Origin of the sequence: Bacillus sp. JCM 19034 (assembly GCF_001310635.1) — a bacterium.
Taxonomy (GTDB): Bacteria; Bacillota; Bacilli; order Bacillales; family Bacillaceae_D; genus Halalkalibacter.
In genome coordinates, this window is record NZ_BAXR01000007.1 from 81,332 (window position 1) to 107,023 (window position 25,692).

Here is a 25,692-nt window from a genome sequence, read left to right on the forward strand (position 1 = left end):
ACCCTTCTTATCTACCTACAACACCCATACCATTAATAATCCGGTCTAACATTTCATCGACTAACGTAATGTTACGTGCTGCTGCATTATAAGCGTGCTGGAACTGAATTAATAACGTCAGCTCTTCATCTAAAGAAACACTGCTGACCGCATCTCGACGATAGGAGATACCTGCCTTTAGCCCTTCCGCATTATCTCTCATTCCAATCGCCTCAGACGCTTTTACACCTAAATCTCCTATCATTCCTTGATAATAGCTTCCAATCGTTGCAGTGTTTTCACCGAGCTGCAATGTTAAGTCTTTTACATCTGCTAAACGACGGGCGTTTGTCGCATCTCCTTCATAGGCAACAGGTACACCGTTACTATAACTTGAAGGGTCATTTAGGAAGTTGCGAATGTTTTCATAATATGCTTCATCGCGTTCAGCATTTAATAGGTTCTCGTACTCCTCTTTCTTTCCTTCAGCAAGATCGTCTAAACTAACTCCGGCAGCTGCAATATTGTCTAAGCTATCTTCAATATTTTGATGGACGCTAATTGCTTTTGATGCTCTAACTCCATCACCCATTTTGACAAGTCAAAAAATTCACTACCCAGCTCAACATTGCCATTTAGATCTGGTAATGTGAAGCCAATTTGGTGGACTTCGTTAATTTGATTTGCAAATGTCTCAGCTAATAAATCAATTTCAGCAAACATATCGGGTAAAATCCCTTTCACATCGTCAATAGATGCTCCATAGCCAAATGCTTCTATTAAACCTTTCATAGCACCTCTTGGCATTGTATCTAAGTCAATATTAGCTAATTCGTTTTCATCTTCATCTACCAACGTGAAGCGACTAACAAATGATTCATCCTCAGAAAATTCTATCGCTAACCTCTTATAGCTTAATTGCCCAGTTCCATCAACGAGGACGATCGGTTCACCGTCATTACCTAGCATTTGCTTGCCTGAATCATCAATTAAAATAACGGTTACTGCACCTTCAGCAGCAGCACTCGGATCGCCACTACTTTCCTCTCGTTTCACCTGTATGTTTAGCATACTTGATAGCTTATCTAAAATTAGGTCTTGCTTATCATACAAATCATTCGTTACATATCCATGTGGCTCTGCTTCACGAACTTTCTGGTTAATATCCTCCAGTTCTTTAAACAGACGATTTATTTCTTTTTCTGTCACTTCAATTTCTTCCTTATAATCATTATGAATCGTTGTTAATGAATCGTGAAGATGATGAAAGGTTTCTGTAACAGCGACCGCTCTTTGCCTTACAATTCGTCTTGCACCTGCATCTTCTGGATCTGTGCTTAGCTCTTGAAATGCCTTCCAAAATTCATCTATTTGATGTTTTAATCCTTCATTAGAAGGTTCGTTTAACACATCTTCTAATTTTTCGAAAGCGACAACTTTAGTAGCCCAGTAACCTTCCTTGTTAAATTCGTTCCTGAATTGAATATCCAAAAACTGATCTCGTATCCGTTGAACGCTACCAGCTTGTACCCCTGTCCCAATTTGACCTGGTATACGTGGTGCATTTCTTCCTACATTCGGATAAGGTTCAGTTGGTGCGAAATTCACTCGTTGCCTTGTATACCCTTGCGTATTCGCATTCGCAATATTTTGGCCTACTGTATGTAGAGCGTATTGCTGCGTCATCATAGCACGGCGTGCCGTTTCTAACCCATGAAATGTTGATTGCATTTGTCTTCCTCCTTATTTACGCTTTAGAATCAAACAGAGACCGACCGGTTCCGAGTAGCTCATCCTGGCGCTCATTCGGGCTGTAGCTGATATCTTCTTTTTGTGGCATCATTAAATCTAGTGAGAGCGTGACAAATTGAAGCGACTCATCAATGAGCTGTTGGTTAAATTGATTTTGTCGTTTAAGCTTATCCGTAGTATCAAGTAACGACTGTTGTAATGTCGTTAAACGTTGTGCATCTTCCTCGTTAGCCCATTTTAGTAACTCACTGACAGTAGCCATCTCTTTACTGATACCTTGTTCATGCAAAAAGGATTTAACCGCTTTTGTTCGCAGCACCTCTGTTGCTTCAAGTTGTCGAATCAGCTTTGCTTCATTTCGAACAAGTGCTTCGATTTCTTTCGGATTCCCCTTTTTAATTGGTTCAACCTTTTGCTTCGCTATTTTTAGTAATTCATGCTGTATTTCGTCTAGTCGCCCCATTAGTTGAATGAGAGTCTGCATCGACATCTGTCTATCTCTCCTCTAAAATTATTGATTCCAATGATCGTAAAACTTCGCGGCCACGGCTTTCGGATCGACCTTATATTGACCAGATTCAATTTGCTGCTTCAATGCTTCTACTTTCTTTACACGTTCTGGATCTTGTGTTTCCTGTTGCCTTTGAAATGCTTCAGAGGAAATTTGTACCTCATCTTGCTTCTTCCTAGCAAATTCATTCTTACCTACTTTATCAACCTGCTTTTTATAAACGTTTTGCTGAATTGATTGATATGGATTGACCTTCACTGTTACACCTCTTCTCTCAAACAACGAATATTGCTTATCTCTAAATAAATATCGATTTCTCTTTTTAACACTTTATCCCGCAAAAACGCACCGACTATATCAATATATATATCGGCACGTTCATGAAATTTTTTAATCCTTTTTGTTAATTCGATCTTGTAAAGTCGTATAAGTATAGATGCGTTCTTGTTCGTTATCGCGAATCTTTTCTTTAAGCTGTTGATCTCTTTCTATTTCCTCTAAACCACTTGATATATGATCACGGCAATTGTTACAAACGCGACCTTGTTGAATCGTTGTTCCACACGATTCACACGGATAGCCTAAGTTTGGAAATTGACTTCTCATAATACGTCCTTCACGGACAAATTGGTGAATTAATTCTAGCGGAACGTCTGTTTTTGCATGCACTTCTTGTACAGATGCCATACGATTCTGCTTCTTTCTTAAAAACGTTGATACCTTTTCATAATGAGCTTCTTCTTCTCTATAGCAATTTGGGCATATTGGGCGGAAAGCTTTAACAAAAATCTTACCACACTTCGGACAGTTCATCACGTCCTTCATCAGCCTCACCTCTCTTACCAACTATGATAATATATATATCGGCAAAAAATTGAATTGTTGACTTTCTAGACTTTTTCATATGAATAAAGAAAAGCGACAATGTAAATGACAAAGTCGCTTTAATCCTCTATAAATGCCGTTAATGTGTTATGAATTGTTTTTTTGGAGCTATCCCCAGTAAGCATCGATCCCCTTAAGTCTCCGCTTATAATGATGTAATCTTTTTCGTGTCACTTGATTCAAGAGCTGCAAGAACAACTTCAAGTGACTTCAAGCCCTCTTCGCCTGTAATAAGTGGCTCGGTATCGTTTACAATTGCATCAACAAAGTGATCGATAACGTGTGAACTTGTTTGGCCACCTGAATCGTTTGTTTGAATCCCGCCAAGTTCATATTTTGCAACTTCACCTGTTTTATATTGGACAACGAGCGAGTTAACTGGATCATCTTCTAAGCGAGCAATCGCCTTTTCACCGTAAATAATAGTTGAGTTATCTTCTTTTGAAACATATGACCAACTCGCTGCAAGCGTTCCAATAATGCCACTTTCTGTTTTTAGTACACATACAGCATTATCATCGACATCAGAGTTTTCTTTTGCACCTGTTTCAACAAATGCACCAACTTCCACTATTTCTTCGCCTAAAACGTAGCGAAGAACGTCTGTTTTATGAACGCCTAAGTCACCCATCGCCCCGATAAATGCATCCTCTTTACGGAAGAACCAGCTCTCCTTCCCATCAACACTCCATCCTTCAGGACCACCATGACCAAACGCTGTACGGAAGCTGTAAATTTTTCCTAACTCTCCATTTGCAATCATTTGGCGAGCTCTTTGATGAGATGGCACGAAGCGTTGGTTATGGCCAATCATTAATTTCTTGCCACTTTCCTTTGCCGCGGCAATCATCGCTTTTCCTTCTTCTTTTGAAGTTGCCATTGGCTTTTCACATAAAACGTGCTTACCTGCTTGTAGGGCTGCAATCGATACAGGTGCATGTAACGCATTTGGTAGACAAACACTCACTGCATCAATCTCCTGATTTGCTAAAAGCTCTTCGTAGTTTGTATATGCCTTTGCCCCGTAGCTTTGAGCAAATTCATTTACACGATCTTCAACAATGTCACAGACAGCCACAATTTCCGCTTGCTCATTGTTCGCAAATTCAGGAATGTGACGATATTTTGCAATGCTTCCACAACCAATAATTCCAACTTTAACTTTACTCATTTGACATTCTCCTCTCAATTTAACCGTTATTTTTCTTTAATAGTTTCTAATGGCTGAGCATTTCCATAGGTCGGGTAATCACGACCAAGTGGCGTTGTCCATTCAACTGCATTTAAAATGACACGTTGAATTTGTTCATTATGATATGTTGGGTATGTCTCATGTCCAGGTCGGAAGTAAAAAATCTTTCCGTTTCCACGTTGGTATGTGCAGCCACTTCGAAACACTTCCCCACCTTCAAACCAGCTTACAAAAACGAGCTGGTCCGGTGTCGGTATGTCAAAATGCTCCCCGTACATCTCTTCTTTTTCAAGCTCGATGTATTCGCCAACTCCTTTTACAATTGGATGGCTCGGATCGACGACCCAAAGGCGTTCCTTATCATCTGCTTCACGCCATTTCAAATCACATGACGTTCCCATCAGGTTTTTAAAGATTTTTGAGAAATGGCCTGAGTGAAGGACAATTAAACCCATACCTTCAAGGACACGCTTTTTCACCTTTTCAACTACGTCATCAGCCACCTCATCATGGGCAAGGTGTCCCCACCAAATTAGAACATCGGTTGCATTAAGCACCTCATCAGTTAGTCCGTGCTCAGGTTCATCTAGCGTTGCTGTTTTCGTATCATATCCTGCACCCTTTAAAACATTCGCGATTGCTCCATGGATTCCTTCAGGGTATATGTCACGAACAACCGGATTCTTATTTTCATGGCGGTTTTCATTCCATACTGTTACTTTTGTTGTCATCTTTATCCTCCTTCTCCTTCCAGCTTCTGAAATCGATCTCATAGTGTATTGGCACTTTTAATTTGAAGCACTGCACTATACAAAGCCAGTGCTTCTACTTCAATGCTAGCAACTACTTGTGAGATCGTTCTCACAAGTACTAAACTGATTCTCTTATTATTAATTCAATTGGTAGTTCAACAATTGTCTGGTCAACCTGCATATTGCTTTGTTCCGTTGCCAGCATCGATAGCATCACTTCCATCGTCCGTCTCCCCATATCCTTCGTTGGTTGGCGGATCGTCGTTAATGTCGGCTCGAGCAATTCGGCAATTGGTTGATCATCAAAGCCAATTACTGCTAATTGGTCAGGAATTGGAACAGCTCTTTGGCGTGCTTCTTTAATAATTCCAGCCGCAACTTCATCACTGCCCGTAAAAATAGCCGTCGGACGCATGTTAGGCTCCATTGTGAGAATCGATTGGAGTACCTTTTTTCCACAATCAATGCTATAAAAATTGTCAAAATACCATTCCTTTTTCAATCCTAACCCGAATTCTGCTAACGCTTGAATGAACCCTTTTTCACGGTCACGACCGAGTTCACTATAGTTAGAACCACAATACGCAATCGCTTTATGACCTTTTTCAATGAGACATTTCGTTCCGAGATAACTTCCCTTCACCTGATTAAGGCGAACAATCGGCACTTTCGCTTCGGAAATATATTCGTTACAAAGCACAATCGGACCACTTTGCAAATAAGGTTCAACTGTTTTCCACTCATTTTCAATTGAAGTGAAAATGAGTCCGTCTACTTGCTTCGTCGTCAACATATGCAGGAAGTTCAGTTCTTTTTCTTTTCTCGCTTGCGTTTGGCATATTAGCAGTTGATAGCCGTTTTCCACAGCAATCTCCTCAAGCCCTTCCACCAATAAAGGAAAAAAGGATTCGTTAAACGTGGGACTAACACAGCTATCGTATTTGTTTTCTGCGTTCGTAATCTTTGCGCCGAAGAATTCGGATGATAATCCAGTTTTCGCATCGCATCATAGACGAGCTGTCGCTTTTTTTCTGTAACATATGGGTGGTTATTAATAACCCGCGACACCGTCGAACGCGACAAACCAGCTAATTTCGCTACATCCTCTATCGTCGCCATATTCCATCCTCCAATGTGGTAACGCTTTCTTGTTACCTACGTTTATATTTTACTGGATATTGAGCAGGATGACAATACGAAAAGACATCTTTTTTTATAGATTGAGGATGTTAGGTTTGAAAACGTTTCAGTCTCGGGTGAAAGCGTGCACAAATTATGTGAAAGCGTATACCATTCAGGTGAAAGCGTTGCAAAAATACGATAAAACGTTTACATTACATATTCCGACAAGAACCGCCCCCTCACCTAGCTTTCCTCCTGCCGTCGCTGATACTCCTTCGGGGTCAGTCCCTCATGTTTTTTGAAAAGTTTGGCGAAGTATTTATCATTTGAGTATCCAACAGCTCGGCAACCTCATAAATTCTCAACTCTTGGTTACGCAGTAACTCCTTTGCCTTCTTCATACGGATGCTTATAATAAAGTCGGTAATCGTCTCGTTGAATTCCTGCTTAAAACGCCGGGAGATATATTCACGGCTTAAGTAGAACCGATCAGCAATGTCCTGAAGCTTTAATTCTTCTTTGTAATTTTTTCGCAAATAATCAGCAATTGTTTCAACGATATTTGGTTCCTTTTTATAAATTGATTCATCAATGACCGTCTGCCATTCACTGCCATATTGCTCATTCCAGCAGTGACTGCCCGCTGCAACGTTTTATTAAGATCAGTCGGGTTGATCGGCTTTAATAAATAATCGAATCCCTGATACGTAATCGTTTCTTTTAAATAGCGAAAGTCATCATAGCCACTGACAACGATCGTTTTCGTCTTCCAATTAGACGTGTAAAGCCATTGAAGCAAGGCGACGCCATCCTTCTTCGGCATACGCATATCTGTAAAAATGATTTGCGGTCGCTCTTTTGCCACAAGCTTCATCGCTTCTTCGCCATCAGCAGCCTCAATAACTGTTTTAATCCCGAATCGCTCCCATTCCGCAAGTAAAAGCAAGCCTTCTCGAACATGTTTTTCATCATCAACGATCATTGCTTTCATATTGCCATTCCTCCATTTCTTTTGGAAGCCGCATCGTCACGATTAAGCCACCTTCATCACGATTATCGAGCAACATTTCAGCCCTTGTGCCGTAATAAAGCTGTAGTCGAGCGTAAATATTTTTCAAACCGATATTAGAACCAGCGTTATTACGTTGTTGATTCGAGTAAATATAGGAATACACTTCCATTAACCGTTCCATTGAGATTCCAGCACCATTATCGCTAATTATTATCGTTAGCTCATGTTCTTTTTCAAAACCAACAATCATCAGCTCTCCTACGTGTTCTCTCGTATCAAAGCCATGTTTAAAATAATTTTCAATAATTGGCTGTATAATCATTTTCGGCACACGCCAAGATAATACGTCATCATCAACATCTATCGTATACTGAAAGCTTTCATCAAATCGCTGCTTCTGCAAAAGTAAATAAGCATTCGTATAATTTAACTCCTGCTGTAGGCTGACAACATCTTCATCCATGTTCATACTGTAACGCATGATATGCGAAAGCTCAGTGAGAGACGTATACACTTCAGGTACTTGTTTCTTTAATGCGGATGTACCGATTGATTGTAAAGTATTATACAGAAAATGCGGATTAACTTGAGAATGAAGTACCTTTAATTGATTCGTTCTATTTTCGAGCTCAAGCTTATATTCGCGATTTATTAGCGTATTAATTTTTGTGATCATTGATTTAAAGCGTTCTCCGAGTACACCAATTTCGTCATTTCCTAGTGAACCAAATTGAACTTTCATATTTCCTTCTTCAATTTGTTTTATATTTTGGACGAGTACTCGAATCGGAGAGGTAATTTTAAAAGAAAACGAAAAATGTCGCCATAATCACTAATGCTAACCCGATCAAGCCGAAGAAAATATTAATCATTGCCACACCGTATGCACTTTCATATAACGTTTGTGACGGAATTCGCTTCGCTACCACCCAGCCTCCAGCCGTATCAGCTAAAGTATCATAGATGATCACTCCATCGAAGGCTTCGTCTTCCCACACCATCGTCCCGCTAAATTCTTCTTGCTCTACTAAGTCAGCAATCCAGTCGACGGAAGTACCTTCAGGCAGAACAGGCGACGACTGCATGATCATATCTCCATCCCTCGTAAATATATATAGCTCTTCCTTGCCTTCATGATACAAGTATTGGCTGAGCTCAGCAATTTTGTCCATTGAAATTTCTATTGTAATATAGGCTAAGTCATCGTCCGCTGGGATATCTTTAAAAGCACGATGAATCGTTAATCTACCCGATTCATTTTGCGGTTCAATATAAAGATTGGCCTTCGTCTTTAGTAGCTGTTGTTCATATAACGCGGTATCATCTATATCATATGTGTGGACAACGGCTGATCTTCTTGACGCTGTCAGCCGCTCACCTGTATTAATAAGTGCCATAGAAACTTGATAAACACTTTCATCACTGTACAAAAGTGTATTTATCACATTGTGAACGACCATTCGTGATACGTGATCATCAACCTCACTTTTGCGAACATAGCTCATAAATTCACTATTATTATAAAGTGATATCATCCCAAAGCTTACATCACGTAAATACGTTTCCATATTGACTTTTCCTTGAAAAAGCAATTGCTTATTTTCCTGAATTGCTTGATCCTTTAACGATTCCTTCGTATACAAAAAGGTAAAAACAAGTGAGCTTCCAAATGGAACAACAGTAATGAGTAATAAGAGTATAATCAATTTATTTCGTATGCTCATTTTCATTGGAAGTCCTCCCCACCTTTTGTTTCTTAAAAAGGAGAACCCAAAAGAATGTACTTACATTGCTTTTGGGTTTCCACTCTCTATTTGTTTACTTTAAACTTTCCCATGTTTGCTCCATTTTTTCAAGCATTTCTTCATATCCGATTTGATTCGCAACGTATTCTTGAATGGCTGCGGCAAAATCCTGGTTCGCACCATCTGGCCATCTGAACCATGTCCACGGAATCGTCTGTTCTGCAACCGAGTACTCGAGAATGGATTCACCTAACGCACCAAGTCCTGAAGGTTCGATATTATCAAATGCTGGGATGAAGGCAAATTCTTCTGTTAAATAACGCTGACCTGTTTCCGACGATACCATCCAATCAAGAAGATACTTCGCTTCCTCTAAATGCTCAGAGTTTTTATTAACAACCCAGTTATTCGGAACACCAACTGGAATGCGATTGGCCTCTTCATCATCATTTAAAGGAATAGGTAAAAACGCCATATTCATATCTGGATTAATTTCATAAATCATATTTTCTGTCCAGTTTCCTTGCTGAATCATCGCTGTTTCACCTGATGCAAATAATGTTACTTGTGTGTTGTAGTCTGTCGTTAAAGGGTTCGGATTTCCATATTGTATTTCTAGGTCGATGACACGTTGAAACTCTTCAAATTGTGTGTTTCCAGTAAGCGTTTCTTCTCCCGCATATAACCCTTCAATGAATGCAACGGGATCATCCTGATTGGCAAATGGTATGTTCAACAAGTGCTGACCAGTAATCCACCATTCTCCATAACCTGCAGAAAAGGCTGTAATCCCTGCTGCTTCTAGTGCTAATACTGCCTCTTCAAGTTCAGACCATGTACGAGGTGGCTCTGTAATTCCCACTTCTTCAAATAAATCAATATTATAAATAAAGCCATATCCTTCTAAGTTAACAGGCATTCCATATAACGTGCCATCCTCATCTGTCATTGGTACGCTTCCAATCGGCAATAAGTTTTCAACCCATGGTTCTTCGGATAAGTCAGCCAAATGCTCTTTCCATAGCTCTAATTCATTAAATCCACCATTGTTAAAAATATCTGGTGTTTCACCTGAAGCAAATTTCGATCGTAATGCTGCACTATAATCAGCACCTCCACCTACTGTTTCAAGGTTCACTTTAATATGTGGATGCTCTTCTTCAAACTCATCTAACATCGCTTGTAATTCATCTGCGATCTCCACTTTGAATTGAAAGAAATTTAAAGTCACCTCTTCTTCATCGCCGCCTTCAGATGTTCCATTCTCACTTGAACCCTCGTCATTATTTGATTCACCGCTAGAATCATTTGACGTGCAAGCTGCTAACATTCCGACAAATAGTACGAATGACATCCAAAGAATCCATGCTTTTTTCATGAAATGTTCCTCCTTTTAATCCCCTTTTTAGTATATATTTTAATCTGCAGAACGAGTCTGCAAAGTAGAAAACACTATTTAATTGAGCCTGAGGCAATTCCTTTAATAATGTGTTTCTGTAAAAATAAGAAGAATATAACGATTGGCATAATCCCTAGAACAAGTGCAGCAAGTCCCATATCCCACTGCTTCGTATATTGGGCAAAAAACGAGCTCGTTGCGAGTGGAATAGTCCGTAACGAAGCATCTTGCAAAACGAGTAACGGAAGTAAATAATCATTCCAAATCCATAGTGTGTTCAAAATGATCACTGTCACAGTTATCGGTTTTAATAACGGGAAGACGATACGCCAAAACAAACCAAACTGTGAACAACCATCGATTTTTGCAGACTCCTCAACTTCAATTGGTATCGTTTTCACAAATCCATGATAGAGAAATAATGAAAGAGGAACACCGAAGCCGAAATACATAATAATAATGCCAGGAATGCTATTAATGAGACCGAGTATTCCTCCAATTTTCACAAGTGGGATCATGACGGTCTGGAACGGGATGACCATTGCTGCCACAAAGAATAAAAATAGGAACTTACTCCATTTTGAAGGTGTGCGTACTAGCTTCCATGCAGCCATTGAACTAATAATAACGATACCGATATTGCTAATAACTGTTATGATAAACGAATTCCAAAATGCTCGCGGAAAATCAAGAATATGCCAAACCTCCGCATAATTGGAAAGCAGTACTTCCGTCGGTAGTGCCGCAGCATCAATTAATATTTCAGAGAAACTTTTCACTGAGTTAACAATGACAAAATAAAACGGGATTAAGAAGAAGATTGCTAGCATGATCGCAAATATTTCGACTAGAAATGTCCGCTTCGTATATTTGTTCATTACGCCTCAACCTCCTTCCTTTTTGTCAGTGATACTTGAACGACTGTAAAAATCATCACAATAATGAAGAAAATATTCGCTTTCGCTGAACCGACCCCATAGTTGTTATTCGTAAATGCTTCCTGATAAATATTGATTGCTACTGATTGAGTTGAATTAAACGGCCCTCCCCCTGTTAACGATAGGTTCAAATCAAAGATTTTAAAGGCCATTGATATCGTTAAGAAAAAGCAAATTGTAAACGCTGGTAAAATAAGTGGAACAATGATCCGACGTAAAATCGTGAATGCATTCGCTCCATCTATTTTGGCCGCTTCTAGTAATGACGTATCAACTCCTTGTAAAGCAGCAATGTATATAACCATCATATAGCCACTAATTTGCCAGGCGAAAACGATGACAATTCCCCAGAACGCTGTCGTCGAATCACCGAGCCACGCTAGCTGAAAAAATGAAATTCCAGTCAGTTCACCAATTGCCGCAAAACCACGAACAAAAATAAATTGCCAAATGAATCCTAATAATAACCCCCCGATTACATTCGGTAAGAAAAAGGCCGTACGTAAAATATTTTTAGATTTGATTGCTGTATTCAATAACAAGGCTAAAGAAAACCCAATTAAGTTACTAATCGCTACTGCCGCAAACATAAATTTCGTCGTAAATAGAAAAGAATCAAAGAAACGTTGATCATTCGTAAAGATCCGTTTATAATTTTCAAATCCAACCCATTCTATTGTTGAGCTAATGCCATTCCAGGATGTAAAGGAATAATAGACCCCATGAAAATGGAATTATTTGAATAACGACGAAGAAGAGAAGTGCAGGTCCTACGAATGCCATATAAGATAACACCTTTTCCCATTTTGCTTTGGTCATGATGTTTCGGTGCACAACTGGCCCGTTCGTATTCGGCTGACTTGTTTTTATTTCTGTATTCATTTGCATCACCGCCCTCGCTTTGTAATCGCTTTCATACAACTAATTATAGGGCGTCTCACATATCTGAACACTTACTCTATTGACGAAAAAAGTGTACTGTATTGACATGATCGATTTTACCCGTTGCCTAAAACAAAATAAAGCTGTCTCGAAAAGCCTGTAATCAGGCCTCCTTAGACAGCTTGAGATACGGATAACTAGCCTACTAAACGTAAGCCTTCCGTAGTAAACATTTACTTGTAAAAACTCATAAAAGAGAGGCTGAAATCCGTCTTTATTTCAAGCGATATACCTCGTTTCATACGGTCTAAGCTTTATTCGTGACCCTGCTTCCATTACTTCATAATTATGAAGCAACAGTTCCCGTTCACGATCTTTCCACGAATCAGGTAATTCTAATTCAGTCTCACCTTCAAACAAATGACATAATACTAAAATTTTCTCATCCGTCGTTTTCCGAGTATATGCGTAAACGCTTGGATGATCTTTCGCCACTAATTCGTACGTTCCATAAGTCAATGCTTCAGATTGCTTTCTCAATTCGATCATATTTTTGTAAAAGTGGTAGATTGAGTTTGGGTTCTGTTTTTCATTTTCAACATTGATTTCCTTGTAATTTGGATTCACCTTTAACCAAGGGGTTCCTGTTGTAAAACCGGCATTACTTTCACTACTCCACTGCATTGGCGTTCGTGAATTATCACGTCCGTTTTTCCATATAACTTGCATGATCTCTTCATGTGACTTTCCATATTCAAGCTCATTGTGGTATAGATTTTTAATTGCAACATCATTGTAATCATCAATAGAATCAAATTGAACATTTGTCATCCCAATTTCTTGTCCTTGATAAATAAAAGGTGTACCTTTCATAAAGAAGTAAAGAGCAGCTAACGACTTCGCCGATTGGATGCGGTATGCCTTATCATTGCCCCACGTTGAAACCGAACGAGGCTGATCGTGATTTTCTAAGAATAGTGCATTCCAGCCGAGCCCCTCTAAGCCTTCTTGCCATCTAGTTAACGTCTCCTTTAAAGTCGGTAAATCTAATCCACCTGTCGCACTTTTGCCCCAAAGACTTAAATGCTCAAATTGAAAAATCATATTAAAGTAGCCATTTTCTTCGCCGACCCATTGATCTGCCTGATCAACATGGACACCATTTGCCTCTCCAACTGTCATAATGTCATATTTCGCAAACGTTTCACGATTCAACTCTTCAAGAAATGACTGAATACCTTCTCGATTCATATGCCCTTCAAAGGAAGGCACGTATTTCTTCATTTCAGGATTCGGCAAATCTGGGAAACCTGGTACTTTCTTAATATGCGAAATCGCATCAACTCGGAAACCGTCAATTCCCTTATCAAGCCACCAATTAACCATTTCATATAGTGCATGGCGAACTTCTTCGTTTTCCCAATTTAAGTCAGGCTGTTTACGAGAAAAGACATGCATATAATATTCCTTTGTCTTTTCATCATACTCCCATGCTGACCCTCCAAATATCGATTCCCAATTATTTGGTTCCTTTCCGTCTTTACCAGGGTGCCAAATATAATAATCACGATACGGATTATCTTTTGATGAACGTGATTCAATAAACCATGGGTGTTCATCTGATGTATGATTAATAACTAAATCTAAGATTAGCTTCATTCCACGTTCATGGACGGCCTTTAAAAGTTGATCGAAATCATCCATCGTCCCGAAATCTTCCATAATATCTTGATAATCACTTATATCATAACCATTATCATCATTAGGAGAACGGTACATTGGACAGATCCAAATAACATCAATTCCTAACTCCTTTAAATAATCTAATTTCTCGATGATCCCTTTTAGATCGCCAATTCCATCACCATTCGAATCGTTGAAGCTTCTAGGGTAAATTTGATAGGCAACTGCTTCTTTCCACCATGTTCTATTCATAAGACATCCCCCTCTAAAACGTTAGCGGCAATTTTTCCTACAGCTTAGCGAATACGCTTACAGATAAAGCCAGTAAAAAGCTCACCTTAAAAAACGCCTCACGTTTTCCTTATGTCTTATAAAATAGCACATTTGATCGAATAGTGCAATCGATTGCACTTAATGTGCAATTATTTTAGTTTCTCACTTAAACGTTTTAACGATTACATTGATCTGAGCCTAACTCCTCCGAAATGATCTACATTTTATAAACGTCCAAGGGCTCCGTAACCTCTTGGACGTTCACTCCATTTACGCCTTCGTCATTCTTTTTTCATTCCCATGATCGTAATACCTATTGCTACTAGAAACATACCCACTAAAAGCCATTGATATACATTTGTCGCGGTAATAGGTAGCACTTCGCCTTCATCCGTCTCTCCTATGACCTCTAGATGCGTTTCATCTGTTTCTTTTACAGGGCTTGTTGTTGGTTGATCTTTAATTTTATCTTTATCAACGTCATTATTATTATTTACAGGAGGTGTTCGCTTTTCTTGATCCCCTTCTGGTTTAGGTTGTCCTGGCGTAGGCTGTTTTGGCTGATCAATCTCTTGATCAAATTGTGCCAAAATGACCGTTCCCCCATCAGCCATACTCGGTAGATCTACGGTTACTTGGCCATTTTCAACCTCAATAACAGCCCCAGAGTATAGATCAACAGCCTTTTCCGTAAATGGCGTCGCAAATGTTACCTCACTTACTTCCTCATTCGTATTTAAACCAATGACAACTGAGTCCCCTTCAAAGGAACGCTCGAAAACGAGATATCCTTCTTCGTCACTACCAGCTACCATCGAACGGTGTCCTTTAGAAAATAGCTGTGAATATCTGCACGGATATTTAATAACGTTTGATAGTGTTCAAGTATCTCATTATCCTCTACTAACTCCCAATCAAAATTATAGCGATTTTCATAATAAGGGTAATTATCTGGTCCTGATAACCCAATCTCTTCCCCGTAATAAATGACAGGCTGTCCCTTTGCAGTCATTTGCAAGGCAGCAGCAAGCTTCAGCTTTCCTTCATCATCATCAACAGAATATAAAAATCCTGCCTCATCATGACTACCAAGAAATTGCCCTAACGTTGCTCCATTAGAAATGGCACGATTTCGTTGTTCTAAATTAGCTTGAACACGTTCAATTTCACCTTCGACAAAATCAAAAGCTTGATATTTAAAAATCAAAATCTAGCAACGAATCCATCATCCCTGATTGTAGATAACCATGATCATCATGTGGACCCGCCCCCCATGACTCCCCAATCATCTTAAATTCAGGCATCGCTCTCGTTAATTCATTTTTAAATGCCATCCAAGTTGTATCTTCAACATGCTTTACAGTATCTACACGGAAATAATCTATTGTATTTCCTTTTTCTGTCCGAGATTTTTCAATCCAATCTACTTGCCATTGAATGATTTGTGCACGCACTTCTGGAACTTCCGTTAAAAAGTCAGGTAAGCCTGCTAGCTCACCTTGAACAGTATCTGTCCCACCATCACGGAGCATTCCTGCAAAACGGTTGCGATCTACATTTGTTGGAAAATGTGGAATTGTTTCTTCAAGATGGGCATCGTCTGGCTTCAATCCATACCCCGTATGATTAAGTACAACGTCCACCATAATCTTCATTCCACGCTCATGTGCTTCATCGATTAATTCATGGAAATCTTCCATCGTCCCAAAGTGTGGGTTTAATTCCTCAAAGTTGCTCGCCCAATAGCCATGATACGCATAGTAAGGTGTATCCGTATGTTCATGACGTACGTCGTAACGGATATTTTCCACGATCGGATTTATCCATATCGTATTAATGCCTAGTTCGTCTAAATAATCTAGCTTATCCGTAATTCCTTTAAAATCGCCACCTTGATACGTTCCTGGTTTCCCTCTATCATAACCGATTCCATATGGATCATTATTCGCTGAATCACCATCAAAAAAGCGATCTGTTAGCATAAAGTAAATTCTTGCTTCATCCCAATCAAAATCAGCATCACCGACAAACTGTCTTGTCTTCACTTCAACCTCTGCCTCACCATAATGAGCATTGCCAAATTGATCAATAGCTGTTAACGGTAGCGCTTTCAAGCCAGCAGTAGATGAATGATCGACAGCTATCGTGATTTCCTCTAATTCGAGATCAATTAGCATTTTTTCCGGTCCACCTACTTCACGTAAATCAACGTATAGTTCACGTAACGATAACTCTTCGTCCTTTTCAATATGAACACTAAGAACGGCATTTTCGTTATAATTAATCGCTTTCGGGTAAACTTCTCCAGTTAACTCGACTTCTGAAGGTACATACACTACGACCGATTTGCCGTCAACCGTATTATATGGATCTGTCACCTCATACTCTTGTCCACCAATTGTGACAAAAAATGTATACTCATGTGAACCATGTAAGATCCTTCGTATTCAAAAGTGAAACGCTCGTTAGCCTCTTCATATGACATTTTATAACGTTCACCGAATATCGCTAGTTCAACCTGTTCAATCGTATCCATTTGATCTGTCAAATACAAGTCAGGATCACGGTAATAAAACGTTACATCGCCATTTGCTACGATAGGGCCCGTCACCTCAGGAACTGTATGAAATTCTACTTCACCACTTTTAACAAAAACCTTCGTAATAGGGTCAATTTGATTTACTTGAATAAAACGATCAGGGTCAACATCCTTTTGGGCTGTATCCCAATCCTCCGAATCTCTTAAAATAAATCCAACCCGATCAGTTGTGGCACTTACCTCAATGTTCGCTACCGCTAATTCCCCAAACCAATCGGTAAAATTAATTTGATCGTCCTGCTTTCCAGTTCCCCACACCCAAAGATTCCAGCCATCATATTTTCGATCTTTACGGTCATAAACGAAACGAATATACCGCTCAACAGGCGTTGTTTGAGTCAATGCTGCAATCGCCTCTTCTTCACTATTGTAAATGTTTGGATCTCCTTCAATGAGCCACGCCTCAACTTCAGACGCCCCGTCTGGTATGGAAATAACTCGATTGACATCTTGAGCTTCCCAGTTCCCTTTGCGCGGGATTACCTCGATTTCATTTTCAGGGAAGGCAAACGTCCCCGTAGCAAAATGATATTCATCTCCTAACGTTTCGACAAACGAATATGCATTCGGGTCATATCCACTATTATAAATCCATAAATCGTTCCAACCTGACAATTCATTATTTATGCGATGGTAATGAATCGTATAAGAATATAGTTGATCGATGATTTCGATCTCTTTCGTTGCATTGGATCCCTCAAATTCTGCCACAAGTGTCACGATAGAACCGACTTCCGCTTCTTCAGTGATACGTAATGTTGAACCTTGAAGCTCAATACCAGCAACAAACTCAGCTAAAGACCAATTTACCCCATCTGGTTCAGTGATTTCTCCATTAGTCGATACATTCGTAACGATTAGAGACTGATCACTCCCGATTGTTAATTGAGCTGGGATCTGCTCTAGGTTTAGCCCAGGAACGACGAAGACGCTATTTCCATTGCGTTGTTCCTCATTTATCGGGTCGACAATCCACTCATCGTCATTGACAATATATTTATATTCATATACTTCAGGTATTAACGATTCTGTCTTCGCTAGCCATCCCCCATTGCCAAGTGGCTCCATTTCGATGGCATGTTCTTGCCATTCAGTGAAACTACCAGCTACTCGCACTCGTTCTGCATGATTTGCTTCCAAGTAAAATTCCACCGTTCGGTCATCATGGATAACCGGACTTTCACTTTGTGCTGACATAGGGATATAGCCTGTAAACATACTAAACAGAAGCACAAAGGTAAGAAATACTGACATCATTTTTCTTTTCACCTTTTGATCATCCTCCTTTTTGTGGAAACGTTTGCACGGAGAACTAAAAAAAATCCAGCAATTTACTGAGATATTAGTACCTCTTCAAATTAATTTATGCAAACGTTTTCCTCTTAATAAAACGATACTATGAAACTATTTCTTTTTCAACTATAATTTTCTAAAAAGGTAGCAAAAAGAGGGTGGAAAAGAGGGAAAAATCCGAATAACCGTTAGATTTTGGTATTCGGATCTTCCTCTCTATTATTTACAATTTATAGAAAACCTTTGCGTTATACCCAAAAAGTAACTTCTCATCCTCATCTAGTAACGAGTTAGATAAAGCATTATTGAGAATATTCACAACATCATCATACGTTCCTGCTAAATGGCAAACCGGCCAGTCACTTCCAAACATAACACGATTTACTCCAAACGTATTCATGATAAAATCAATATAAGGTACAAATTCATGCGTTTGCCAGCTATGATAATCAGCTTCGGTTATCATCCCAGAAAGCTTACAATACATCTGCTCAAATGAAGCTAGCTTGTTCATACTCCTTTTCCAATTGTCCATTTCGCCAGATGCAATGTTTGGTTTGCCAATGTGATCTATCACTCCTCTTAAATGAGGGATTTTCTCGAGCAAACGAACTAACACTTCAAGCTGCTCGTGCTCTACTAACAAGTCAATTGGTACATCACAATCGGCAAAGTATGTTAAAGCTTTGATGTATTGTTCACTTAAGATAGTGGATGCATCCTCCATTTCTTGAATCATAACACGAAAGCCAACAAACTTCGGATGTTTACAAAACTTTTCATACTGCTCTTTATAGTTGTCATTTTCAAGATTAAGCCAACCAACTACACCAATGATCGTGTCTACGTTTTCACTTAATTGTAGCATAAACTCTGTCTCCTCTAACGTAGGAGCTGCTTGGACTACAATCGTATAATCTATATTATGCTTTTTCAATATTGGTTCTAAATCAGCTGGGAGGAAATCCCGGTAAAGTGCACTCATGTCCGGCGTAATCCAGTCATAATCGCCACGATCAACCTGCCAATAATGCTGGTGAGCATCGATTCTCATTTAAATCCCTCTCCCCTCATATCTTTAAACGAAAAGCTTGGTCAGTACGACTAACCAAGCTTGACTGTTCTTCATTATTTTTCTTCTACAAATTGATTCGTAAGTGTTCCTAAGTTTTCAATTTCAACTGTTACAACATCTCCAGGTTGAATATAAACTTGTTTTTCTTTCGGGTAACCTAGTACTACTCCTTCTGGTGTTCCCGTCAAAATAATGTCCCCTGGTGTTAATGTCATATGTTGAGAAATATAGCTGACGATTTCATCAACATAAAAAATCATATCAGACGTATTCGAATCCTGCCTTACCTCTCCATTAACAATGGTTTTGACAGCTAAATTGTTTGGGTTTTCAATTTCATCAGCAGTCACCAAATACGGTCCAATTGGGCTGAAATCGTCACACGTCTTACCTAGTAGCCATTGTTGAGTTCTTAATTGTAGGTCTCTAGCAGACAAATCATTCGCTGTGCAATAGCCAAATACGTAATCTAGAGCATCGTCTTTTTTAACGTATTTAGCTTCCTTCCCAATAACAACGCCTAATTCCACTTCGTAATCGAGCTTTTCCGTTACTTTAGGAATCGCTATTTTCTTTTGATGCCCTGTTAACGTATTATTAAATTTATTAAATAAAATCGGTACTTCCGGATATGGGGCATTCGTTTCATCGGCATGTTTTCGATAATTTAATCCGACACAAATGATTTTATTTGGTTCTGTTACACAAGGACCCCATTCTATCTTATTTTCACTTAACAAAGCAGGATTTGATAAACGATTTATGTAAGTTTCAATTGCTAAAATCGCTTCACTCCCCTTATTTATCACTTCCATCATGCTAGTAGGAACGTCTTCGTTTGGCTGCTGTTTTAATGCCGCTTCAAGATCGAGAATTCCCCCTTCTAATTTAACACCTAAAGCTAGATGATCGTCCTTCATAAAAGTTACTAGTTTCATTGTTTCTTCCTCCTAATAGTAAATTTTAAGCATCTTTCCCGAACACGACTCCACCATCAATATATAGCGGTGATCCCATCATGAATTTAGATTCATCCGACGCGAGAAAGAGTGCTGCATACGCTACATCCTCCGGTTTTCCTAGTTCTCCACTTAATTGACGTGTTTTAATCTTATTAATTGCTTCCTTTGGATCATCGTACGATGTTTTCAAATAATTCTCAACAAAGGGGGTAAATATTGTTCCCGGTAAAATGGCATTAACTCGGATGTTATATGCAGCATAATCAACTTGCATTGACTTCGTTAAAGCCAAAATGGCCCCCTTTGTCGTCGAATATGATGCACGACTTGCAAGACCTATTTCAGCAATACAAGATGACATGTTAATAATCGAACCACGTTTTTGCTCCATCATATGTGGCAACACATATTTACTTGGAAGCATAACACCGTTTATGTTTACATTGATTGTCTTATTCCATGCATCTATGTCCATTTCATGGAGCTTCCCGACACCACTAATCCCAGCATTATTAAACAAAACATCAATTCTAGCATATTTTCCAATGGCCTCTAATACCATTGATTTAACTGAATCTTCATCCGTCACATCAGCTTGAATAAAATGTGCAGCACCATTTAGAGAACGAATTTCTTCTACCGTTTGCATACCGTTTTCAACATGTAAATCATTGACAATCACTGTTCCGCCTTCTTTTGCAAATAATAGTGCGGTACTTTTTCCTATACCCGAGCCTGCACCGGTAATTAATATCACTTTCTCCTTTAATCTCATCTACTCACTCCTTTCTAGATGATCTTCTGGTTGAGCTGCTTTTACAGTTAATCCTCCATCAACCATAAGCAAATGACCGTTTATTTGCTCTGCTTCATCCGATGCGAGAAAAACAACAGAATCACCAATTTGCTTAGCAGTTCCTAACCTCTTCATCGGATTTGCTTCCTCTTCTTTCTTCCGAATTTGCGGATCCGCTAAAAAATCGGTACACATGTCTGTATCAACAGTACTTGGCCCTACAGCGTTAACATTTATATTGTAAGGTCCTAACTCAATGGCCATTCCTTTTGTTAACATATGTCCAGCTGCTTTTGAAGATTGATAATGTGGAATAACTGGACTCGTAACCATTAAACTAGCTGTCGATAATATGTTTATAATTTTGCCGTACCGTTTTGGGATCATTTTCTTAGCAACTAGCTGCGATGCGAGAAAAATCGATTTTACGTTTGTATTGTACGTTCGATCCCACGTTTCCTCCGTCACTTTCATAAACGGTTCAAACGGTGCAATTCCAGCATTATTAACTAAAATTTCAACCTCTCCTAATTCTCTCTCAACTTTATCCATCATTTGCTCTACTTCTACTTTTTTACCAACATCAGCTTTTACAACGACTGCTTTTCTACCGAGTTGTTCAACTTCTCGTTTGACTTCCTCTGCACTTTTTTGCGAACGGTCTGAATGGTAGTTAATGGCGACATTAGCACCTTCTTCTGCTAGTCTTAACACAATCGCTTTTCCTATCCCACGACTACCACCAGTCACTAATGCTGTTCTATTTAATAGGCGACTCATACACTCTCTCCTCCCCTTATAAACTAATCCCGATACGATTAATACTAAACTCTTGATGACCGAGAATTTCAGCCTTAGTTTCTTTACCAGATGCGACCTCAACAATTTCTTTAAAAATTCGTTCTCCAGCTTGCGTTAATGTTTCTTCCCCTCTTAATACCGAGCTCGTATCAACATCAATATTATCCGCCATATTTTTGGCTGCTAATTCATTTCCCGTTATTTTTATAACTGGGACAATTGGATTTCCGGTTGGTGTCCCCCGCCCTGTCGTGAAGCAAACGACCTGCACACCTGCTGCAGCCATTCCCGACACACATTCGATATCATTACCAGGTGAATCCATAAAATAAAATCCTTTCCCTGGAATGGGGTCGGCATATTCAAACACGCCTTTTAATGGAGCTGTTCCTGCTTTACTAATGCAGCCTAATGATTTTTCTTCTATACTTGACAGTCCTCCCTCAATGTTACCTGGACTAGGATTGCCACCTCGCATATCTACACCCATACGCTCAATTTCGTTCTCAAACCTTTTAATCGATGCGAATAGCTTTTGACTTACTTGCTCGTTGACAGCCTTCTTTGCTAAAATATGCTCTGCTCCAATTACCTCTGTCGTTTCACCCATAATAATACTTCCGCCATTTTCAATGATACGGTCAGATGTTTTTCCGAGAGCAGGATTGCTACACAACCCAGAGGTTGCATCTGATCCACCACACTTCACACCTACGGCTAATTCAGATAAAGGAAATTCTTCGACAGGAATAGTGGAAATTTGTTGATTGAGTTCACGAGCCAGTTCCACTCCTTTTTTGATCGTATTGACCGATCCCCCTTCATCTTGAATATCAATCCAAACAACTGGTTTCCCCGTTTCAGCAATTTCGTCACGTATTTGCTCAGCATTCATTACTTCACAACCTAAACTAACAACAAGAACGGCCCCAACATTCGGGTTTTTCCCCATTCCGACGAGCACGTTATGTGTTTGGTCCTTATCCTCTCCAACCTGACTACAACCGTGCTGATGAGGAATCGCGACGGCACCTGGAATCTGCTGTTGAATACGATTAACGACTTGATTGGCACATACTACGGTTGGTAATAGTAATAAATGATTGCGAATACCTACTTTTCCGTCTTGTCGACGGTAACCTTTAAATGTTGTCATTTCCTATTCCCTTCCTTTCATGTTCATTTCTCCATTTCCACGCACTCCGAGAAGGTTGTGAACATGAACATGTTCCCCTACATTTATCGTTTTTGCTGCTATGCCAATCGCTTCACCATACTTATAAATAGTCTCCCTTGCTAGAATCTCTTTTAGGGCAAGCTTATGACCGAATCTTACATCTTCTTTAACGGACAATGTCCGCTCTACTTCATTAATGGAGAAGCTAATTTCTTCCCCCTTCTTAACATCTTTTAATAAAGTCACTACATTATCCTTTTCATTCATCACGATACAGGCTATGCCAGCATTAAACACGTTATCTACCATTCTATTCCCTCCTTTATTAAACGCTTACAATTAGAAATACTCTTAACTTTTTTTTAAGTACGATACGAGCTATTACAACTTCTTATTTCATGAACGTAACGAGAAACGCCGTGCCTGTTTCTCCAAACTTGAACACACTTAGTTCTTCTCTAAAACAAAAACTTCATTGATTTCTATCAAACTGTTTTGTTATTATTATGTTACCGATAACACAAAAATAACAAACGCCGTTTTTTTGTCAACTATAGATTTATCATCTAATAAATCGTAAAGCTACTTGGACAATCATATATCATTGACTCCTAATAGAACGTATGTTAGGTTATTTGATGAACATTTTGATACAAATGAATGAATTAATATGAACACAGGATGTTAATGATTGTGACCTCCGTTTCATTTTAATTATGGGAATTTCATTTGGGTGAAACATTCACCATAAGGTCATAAGCGGTATTTAGAAAGGACGTATTTTATGGCAACTATTTATGATGTAGCTAAGTTAGCCGATGTATCACCAATGACCGTATCACGTGTTATTAATCAAAAGGGCCCTATTAGCAAATCAACGAAGGAAAAAGTAGAAAAAGCAATTGAAACGTTAAATTATATTCCTAATAAATCTGCACAAAGTCTCATTTCTAAATCAACGAAGATACTTTCATTATTAATTACTGATATTAATAACCCTTTTTTCACGAAAGTCGCACGTGGTGCGGAAGATAAAGCACTCCAGCTTGGTTATCAAGTTATATTCAGCAATAGTGACGAGGATATTGAAAAGGAATCAAAATATATACAAATGCTTTTAGAATCACGAGTTGATGGTGTTTTAATTGCCCCTTCTGGCGATGATTCAAAGAAAAACATACAGAAGCTGATCAAAAATCGGATTCCCTTTGTCATGCTTGACCGGGAAATCGAAGGCGTAGATTCAGATATTGTGCTTGGTAATAACCACGAAGGAACACGAAAGTTAATGGACCATCTTTTTGAAAATGGCCATAAAAAAATAGCCTTAATCAATGGGCCATCTTACATATCAACTGCACGGGAAAGAAAAAAGGCGTACATAGAATCACTAAAGTTTTACCAAATCCCGATTGATGAAGAACTTATTTTTGAAACGGATTATAAACAACAATCGGAAACAACGATCATCGATAGGCTACTAGCACTACCTCCAGACCGTAAACCGACTGCAATTTTTGCCGCTAATAACTTTATTGCTGCTACGATGGTGAAAAAGCTCAGGGAAAAGGGTATGAACATCCCGAAAGAGATGGCCTTTGTTTGCTTTGATGGATTTGAACCAATCAACGATTTTTATACAGTGGCTGTACAACCAGCCTATGATTTTGGCTATTTAGGCATTCAAATGTTAGTGGATAAAATCGAGGGAAATACCGAAAGAAATAATCGAAAAATTGTGTTACCTCCTGAAATTGTCATACGAAGATCATCATTACTGCAATAACAAAAATACAAAAACTCCAAAAGTAGTTAAACTTTTGGAGTATGCATATCGAGCTTACACGTCTGACGCTTCACTAATTTATGCGGAATAATAATATGCTGGACTTCTTTTTTCGAATCTTCCAGCTTATGCATTAATAATTCCGTTGCTTTAAAGCCGAGATCATAAATATGAATATCAACCGTTGTCATTGGCGGCGACGATAGTTCTGAGATCATAACATTATTAAAGCTGACAATCGACATATCATCAGGTACCTTCATATTCATATCTTCGAGCATCCGAATGACACCAAATGTCATAATATCATCGGCTACAATTAAAGCTGTTGGTGGGTGTTCATTCGACATTAATTCAATGACGGCATCTTGTCCACCTTCTTTTAATTCATCATGATAAACTTTATAGCTTTCATTGATTGGAATATTGGCATTAGTTAATGCTTGCTCATACCCTTTCATATGGTCAATCGTCACAACAAACTCTAAGTTCCCTCCGATAAATCCAATTTTCTCATGACCTAGTAACAGTAAATATTCCGTAACAAGCTTAGCTGCCTTAAAATTATCATTGTTAACGTAGGTTACTAAATTCTCATCCACTTGATAAGGGCGACCAATTAGAACAAACGGAAACTCTTGCTCTATTAAAAATGGCATCACCTTATCATTCACGCGCGAATAAAGGAGGACAATTCCGTCAACACGCCCACCAAAGACCATTTGCTTAACTTCTTCAAGAATTTCATCTTCTGTATGACCTGTCGATAAATACAAACCGTATCCAGATTGATATGCTTTCATACTTATTCCCCGAATAACTTCTGGGAAAAAAGGATTTTGAAATGATATTTTAGCTGAATTTGGCATCACAATTCCGATTGTCTTTGTACTTTTATTCGCCAAACTCCTAGCGTTATAATTTGGATGATAGCCTAACTCCTTCATCGCGTCCCGCACACGTTCCTTCGTTTTTTCACTTATCCTCGAACTATTAGCTATCACACGGGATACCGTAGACGGTGCAACATTGGCCCGTTTAGCGACTTCCTTGATCGTAATCGCCATTCGTACCAACC

Annotated in this window: 28 protein-coding genes and 2 pseudogenes; 1 reads left to right on the forward strand and 29 read right to left on the reverse strand. The window is 39.0% G+C overall.

What is annotated here, in order from left to right; genetic code table 11:
- Nucleotides 1-7 precede the first annotated feature (7 nt).
- From JCM19034_RS25065 to JCM19034_RS12695, 28 genes and pseudogenes are all read right to left on the reverse strand, one after another.
- Nucleotides 8-571, reverse strand: a complete 564-nt coding sequence (locus JCM19034_RS25065) for a flagellar basal body rod C-terminal domain-containing protein (RefSeq protein ID WP_062050212.1) — start codon at nucleotides 569-571, stop codon at nucleotides 8-10.
- Nucleotides 508-1,710 (reverse strand): flagellar hook-associated protein FlgK, encoded by a 1,203-nt coding sequence (flgK, locus tag JCM19034_RS12585; protein WP_062050214.1) that lies wholly within the window; start codon nucleotides 1,708-1,710, stop codon nucleotides 508-510. The genes JCM19034_RS25065 and flgK overlap by 64 nt, the downstream gene beginning before the upstream one ends.
- A gap of 16 nt (nucleotides 1,711-1,726) precedes the next feature.
- Nucleotides 1,727-2,221: a flagellar protein FlgN gene (locus JCM19034_RS12590; RefSeq protein WP_062050216.1), complete on the reverse strand. Its 495-nt coding sequence runs from the start codon at nucleotides 2,219-2,221 to the stop codon at nucleotides 1,727-1,729.
- Nucleotides 2,222-2,242: 21 nt separating this feature from the next.
- Nucleotides 2,243-2,500: a flagellar biosynthesis anti-sigma factor FlgM gene (gene flgM / locus JCM19034_RS12595; RefSeq protein ID WP_062050218.1), complete on the reverse strand. Its 258-nt coding sequence runs from the start codon at nucleotides 2,498-2,500 to the stop codon at nucleotides 2,243-2,245.
- A gap of 132 nt (nucleotides 2,501-2,632) precedes the next feature.
- Nucleotides 2,633-3,067 (reverse strand): TIGR03826 family flagellar region protein, encoded by a 435-nt coding sequence (locus tag JCM19034_RS12600; protein ID WP_062050220.1) that lies wholly within the window; start codon nucleotides 3,065-3,067, stop codon nucleotides 2,633-2,635.
- A 205-nt stretch (nucleotides 3,068-3,272) separates the two neighbouring features.
- Entirely contained in the window at nucleotides 3,273-4,298 is a 1,026-nt protein-coding gene (locus tag JCM19034_RS12605) for a Gfo/Idh/MocA family protein (protein ID WP_062050222.1), read from the reverse strand.
- 26 nt (nucleotides 4,299-4,324) lie between these two features.
- Nucleotides 4,325-5,050, reverse strand: coding sequence for a ThuA domain-containing protein (locus tag JCM19034_RS12610; RefSeq protein WP_062050225.1), 726 nt, complete (start codon nucleotides 5,048-5,050; stop codon nucleotides 4,325-4,327).
- A 139-nt stretch (nucleotides 5,051-5,189) separates the two neighbouring features.
- Nucleotides 5,190-5,960, reverse strand: coding sequence for a substrate-binding domain-containing protein (locus JCM19034_RS12615; RefSeq protein ID WP_370621964.1), 771 nt, complete (start codon nucleotides 5,958-5,960; stop codon nucleotides 5,190-5,192).
- On the reverse strand, nucleotides 5,912-6,190 hold the full coding sequence (locus JCM19034_RS25070; protein ID WP_370621945.1) for a LacI family DNA-binding transcriptional regulator: 279 nt from the start codon (nucleotides 6,188-6,190) through the stop codon (nucleotides 5,912-5,914). Before JCM19034_RS25070 ends, JCM19034_RS12615 begins: the two co-directional genes overlap by 49 nt.
- A 246-nt stretch (nucleotides 6,191-6,436) precedes the next feature.
- A pseudogene (locus JCM19034_RS25075) lies at nucleotides 6,437-6,505 on the reverse strand (hypothetical protein); the annotation flags it as partial.
- Nucleotides 6,475-6,729: a helix-turn-helix domain-containing protein gene (locus tag JCM19034_RS25080; protein ID WP_370621946.1), complete on the reverse strand. Its 255-nt coding sequence runs from the start codon at nucleotides 6,727-6,729 to the stop codon at nucleotides 6,475-6,477. The pseudogene JCM19034_RS25075 and the gene JCM19034_RS25080, both read right to left, overlap by 31 nt.
- Complete coding sequence (locus JCM19034_RS25085; protein ID WP_370621947.1) at nucleotides 6,702-7,184, reverse strand: response regulator; 483 nt, start codon at nucleotides 7,182-7,184, stop codon at nucleotides 6,702-6,704. Before JCM19034_RS25085 ends, JCM19034_RS25080 begins: the two co-directional genes overlap by 28 nt.
- Nucleotides 7,165-7,947, reverse strand: coding sequence for a sensor histidine kinase (locus JCM19034_RS23260; protein WP_231686940.1), 783 nt, complete (start codon nucleotides 7,945-7,947; stop codon nucleotides 7,165-7,167). Before JCM19034_RS23260 ends, JCM19034_RS25085 begins: the two co-directional genes overlap by 20 nt.
- A 58-nt stretch (nucleotides 7,948-8,005) precedes the next feature.
- A complete protein-coding gene (locus JCM19034_RS23265) occupies nucleotides 8,006-8,935 on the reverse strand; it encodes a cache domain-containing protein (RefSeq protein ID WP_231686941.1) in 930 nt (309 codons plus the stop codon).
- An 88-nt stretch (nucleotides 8,936-9,023) separates the two neighbouring features.
- Nucleotides 9,024-10,328: an ABC transporter substrate-binding protein gene (locus tag JCM19034_RS12630; protein ID WP_062050227.1), complete on the reverse strand. Its 1,305-nt coding sequence runs from the start codon at nucleotides 10,326-10,328 to the stop codon at nucleotides 9,024-9,026.
- 74 nt (nucleotides 10,329-10,402) lie between these two features.
- Complete coding sequence (locus JCM19034_RS12635) at nucleotides 10,403-11,227, reverse strand: carbohydrate ABC transporter permease (RefSeq protein ID WP_062050229.1); 825 nt, start codon at nucleotides 11,225-11,227, stop codon at nucleotides 10,403-10,405.
- Nucleotides 11,227-12,106 (reverse strand): annotated as a pseudogene (locus JCM19034_RS12640) (carbohydrate ABC transporter permease). The gene JCM19034_RS12635 and the pseudogene JCM19034_RS12640 overlap by 1 nt, the downstream one beginning before the upstream one ends.
- Nucleotides 12,107-12,448: 342 nt before the next feature.
- Complete coding sequence (locus tag JCM19034_RS12645) at nucleotides 12,449-14,104, reverse strand: alpha-glucosidase (RefSeq protein WP_062050231.1); 1,656 nt, start codon at nucleotides 14,102-14,104, stop codon at nucleotides 12,449-12,451.
- A gap of 302 nt (nucleotides 14,105-14,406) precedes the next feature.
- Entirely contained in the window at nucleotides 14,407-14,940 is a 534-nt protein-coding gene (locus tag JCM19034_RS23270; protein WP_062050233.1) for a hypothetical protein, read from the reverse strand.
- Nucleotides 14,934-15,332 carry an alpha-amylase family glycosyl hydrolase gene (locus tag JCM19034_RS24135; protein ID WP_062050236.1) on the reverse strand — a complete coding sequence of 133 codons (399 nt, stop codon included), beginning with the start codon at nucleotides 15,330-15,332 and terminating at the stop codon, nucleotides 14,934-14,936. Before JCM19034_RS24135 ends, JCM19034_RS23270 begins: the two co-directional genes overlap by 7 nt.
- On the reverse strand, nucleotides 15,322-16,503 hold the full coding sequence (locus tag JCM19034_RS24140; protein ID WP_062050238.1) for an alpha-amylase family glycosyl hydrolase: 1,182 nt from the start codon (nucleotides 16,501-16,503) through the stop codon (nucleotides 15,322-15,324). The genes JCM19034_RS24135 and JCM19034_RS24140 overlap by 11 nt, the downstream gene beginning before the upstream one ends.
- On the reverse strand, nucleotides 16,500-17,993 hold the full coding sequence (locus JCM19034_RS23280; protein WP_062050240.1) for a pullulanase-associated domain-containing protein: 1,494 nt from the start codon (nucleotides 17,991-17,993) through the stop codon (nucleotides 16,500-16,502). The genes JCM19034_RS24140 and JCM19034_RS23280 overlap by 4 nt, the downstream gene beginning before the upstream one ends.
- A gap of 247 nt (nucleotides 17,994-18,240) precedes the next feature.
- Complete coding sequence (locus JCM19034_RS12670; protein WP_062050242.1) at nucleotides 18,241-19,071, reverse strand: amidohydrolase; 831 nt, start codon at nucleotides 19,069-19,071, stop codon at nucleotides 18,241-18,243.
- Nucleotides 19,072-19,145: 74 nt separating this feature from the next.
- A complete protein-coding gene (locus tag JCM19034_RS12675) occupies nucleotides 19,146-20,030 on the reverse strand; it encodes a fumarylacetoacetate hydrolase family protein (protein WP_062050243.1) in 885 nt (294 codons plus the stop codon).
- A 25-nt stretch (nucleotides 20,031-20,055) separates the two neighbouring features.
- Complete coding sequence (locus JCM19034_RS12680) at nucleotides 20,056-20,829, reverse strand: SDR family NAD(P)-dependent oxidoreductase (RefSeq protein ID WP_062050245.1); 774 nt, start codon at nucleotides 20,827-20,829, stop codon at nucleotides 20,056-20,058.
- The gene (locus tag JCM19034_RS12685) at nucleotides 20,830-21,630 is read right to left on the reverse strand and encodes an SDR family NAD(P)-dependent oxidoreductase (protein WP_062050247.1); all 801 of its coding nucleotides are present in this window, start codon (nucleotides 21,628-21,630) and stop codon (nucleotides 20,830-20,832) included. It lies immediately after the preceding gene.
- A 16-nt stretch (nucleotides 21,631-21,646) separates the two neighbouring features.
- Complete coding sequence (locus JCM19034_RS12690) at nucleotides 21,647-22,807, reverse strand: UxaA family hydrolase (RefSeq protein WP_062050249.1); 1,161 nt, start codon at nucleotides 22,805-22,807, stop codon at nucleotides 21,647-21,649.
- A 3-nt stretch (nucleotides 22,808-22,810) separates the two neighbouring features.
- Nucleotides 22,811-23,137: a UxaA family hydrolase gene (locus JCM19034_RS12695; RefSeq protein ID WP_062050251.1), complete on the reverse strand. Its 327-nt coding sequence runs from the start codon at nucleotides 23,135-23,137 to the stop codon at nucleotides 22,811-22,813.
- 475 nt (nucleotides 23,138-23,612) lie between these two features.
- Here JCM19034_RS12695 and JCM19034_RS12700 point away from each other — a divergent pair, with 475 nt between their 5' ends.
- Nucleotides 23,613-24,614, forward strand: a complete 1,002-nt coding sequence (locus JCM19034_RS12700; protein WP_062050253.1) for a LacI family DNA-binding transcriptional regulator — start codon at nucleotides 23,613-23,615, stop codon at nucleotides 24,612-24,614.
- Between the two features lie 26 nt (nucleotides 24,615-24,640).
- On the opposite strand, the gene JCM19034_RS12705 is transcribed toward JCM19034_RS12700, so the two are convergent.
- Nucleotides 24,641-25,681 carry a LacI family DNA-binding transcriptional regulator gene (locus JCM19034_RS12705; RefSeq protein ID WP_062050255.1) on the reverse strand — a complete coding sequence of 347 codons (1,041 nt, stop codon included), beginning with the start codon at nucleotides 25,679-25,681 and terminating at the stop codon, nucleotides 24,641-24,643.
- Between the last annotated feature and the right edge of the window lie 11 nt (nucleotides 25,682-25,692).

Coding starts and splice junctions, on each gene's coding strand:
- JCM19034_RS12610 (WP_062050225.1), bottom strand. CDS start 5,050: ATGACAACAAAAGTAACAGTATGGAATGAAAACCGCCATGAAAATAAG.
- JCM19034_RS12670 (WP_062050242.1), bottom strand. CDS start 19,071: ATGAGAATCGATGCTCACCAGCATTATTGGCAGGTTGATCGTGGCGAT.
- JCM19034_RS12605 (WP_062050222.1), bottom strand. CDS start 4,298: ATGAGTAAAGTTAAAGTTGGAATTATTGGTTGTGGAAGCATTGCAAAA.
- JCM19034_RS12705 (WP_062050255.1), bottom strand. CDS start 25,681: ATGGCGATTACGATCAAGGAAGTCGCTAAACGGGCCAATGTTGCACCG.
- JCM19034_RS12590 (WP_062050216.1), bottom strand. CDS start 2,221: ATGTCGATGCAGACTCTCATTCAACTAATGGGGCGACTAGACGAAATA.
- JCM19034_RS23270 (WP_062050233.1), bottom strand. CDS start 14,940: ATGGTAGCTGGTAGTGACGAAGAAGGATATCTCGTTTTCGAGCGTTCC.
- JCM19034_RS25085 (WP_370621947.1), bottom strand. CDS start 7,184: ATGAAAGCAATGATCGTTGATGATGAAAAACATGTTCGAGAAGGCTTG.
- JCM19034_RS12600 (WP_062050220.1), bottom strand. CDS start 3,067: ATGAAGGACGTGATGAACTGTCCGAAGTGTGGTAAGATTTTTGTTAAA.
- JCM19034_RS23260 (WP_231686940.1), bottom strand. CDS start 7,947: ATGAAAGTTCAATTTGGTTCACTAGGAAATGACGAAATTGGTGTACTC.
- JCM19034_RS12685 (WP_062050247.1), bottom strand. CDS start 21,630: ATGAGTCGCCTATTAAATAGAACAGCATTAGTGACTGGTGGTAGTCGT.
- JCM19034_RS12675 (WP_062050243.1), bottom strand. CDS start 20,030: ATGAAACTAGTAACTTTTATGAAGGACGATCATCTAGCTTTAGGTGTT.
- JCM19034_RS12690 (WP_062050249.1), bottom strand. CDS start 22,807: ATGACAACATTTAAAGGTTACCGTCGACAAGACGGAAAAGTAGGTATT.
- JCM19034_RS12700 (WP_062050253.1), top strand. CDS start 23,613: ATGGCAACTATTTATGATGTAGCTAAGTTAGCCGATGTATCACCAATG.
- JCM19034_RS23265 (WP_231686941.1), bottom strand. CDS start 8,935: ATGAAAATGAGCATACGAAATAAATTGATTATACTCTTATTACTCATT.
- JCM19034_RS12630 (WP_062050227.1), bottom strand. CDS start 10,328: ATGAAAAAAGCATGGATTCTTTGGATGTCATTCGTACTATTTGTCGGA.
- JCM19034_RS25070 (WP_370621945.1), bottom strand. CDS start 6,190: ATGGCGACGATAGAGGATGTAGCGAAATTAGCTGGTTTGTCGCGTTCG.
- JCM19034_RS12645 (WP_062050231.1), bottom strand. CDS start 14,104: ATGAATAGAACATGGTGGAAAGAAGCAGTTGCCTATCAAATTTACCCT.
- JCM19034_RS12680 (WP_062050245.1), bottom strand. CDS start 20,829: ATGAGATTAAAGGAGAAAGTGATATTAATTACCGGTGCAGGCTCGGGT.
- JCM19034_RS12635 (WP_062050229.1), bottom strand. CDS start 11,227: ATGAACAAATATACGAAGCGGACATTTCTAGTCGAAATATTTGCGATC.
- JCM19034_RS25065 (WP_062050212.1), bottom strand. CDS start 571: ATGGGTGATGGAGTTAGAGCATCAAAAGCAATTAGCGTCCATCAAAAT.
- JCM19034_RS12695 (WP_062050251.1), bottom strand. CDS start 23,137: ATGGTAGATAACGTGTTTAATGCTGGCATAGCCTGTATCGTGATGAAT.
- flgK (WP_062050214.1), bottom strand. CDS start 1,710: ATGCAATCAACATTTCATGGGTTAGAAACGGCACGCCGTGCTATGATG.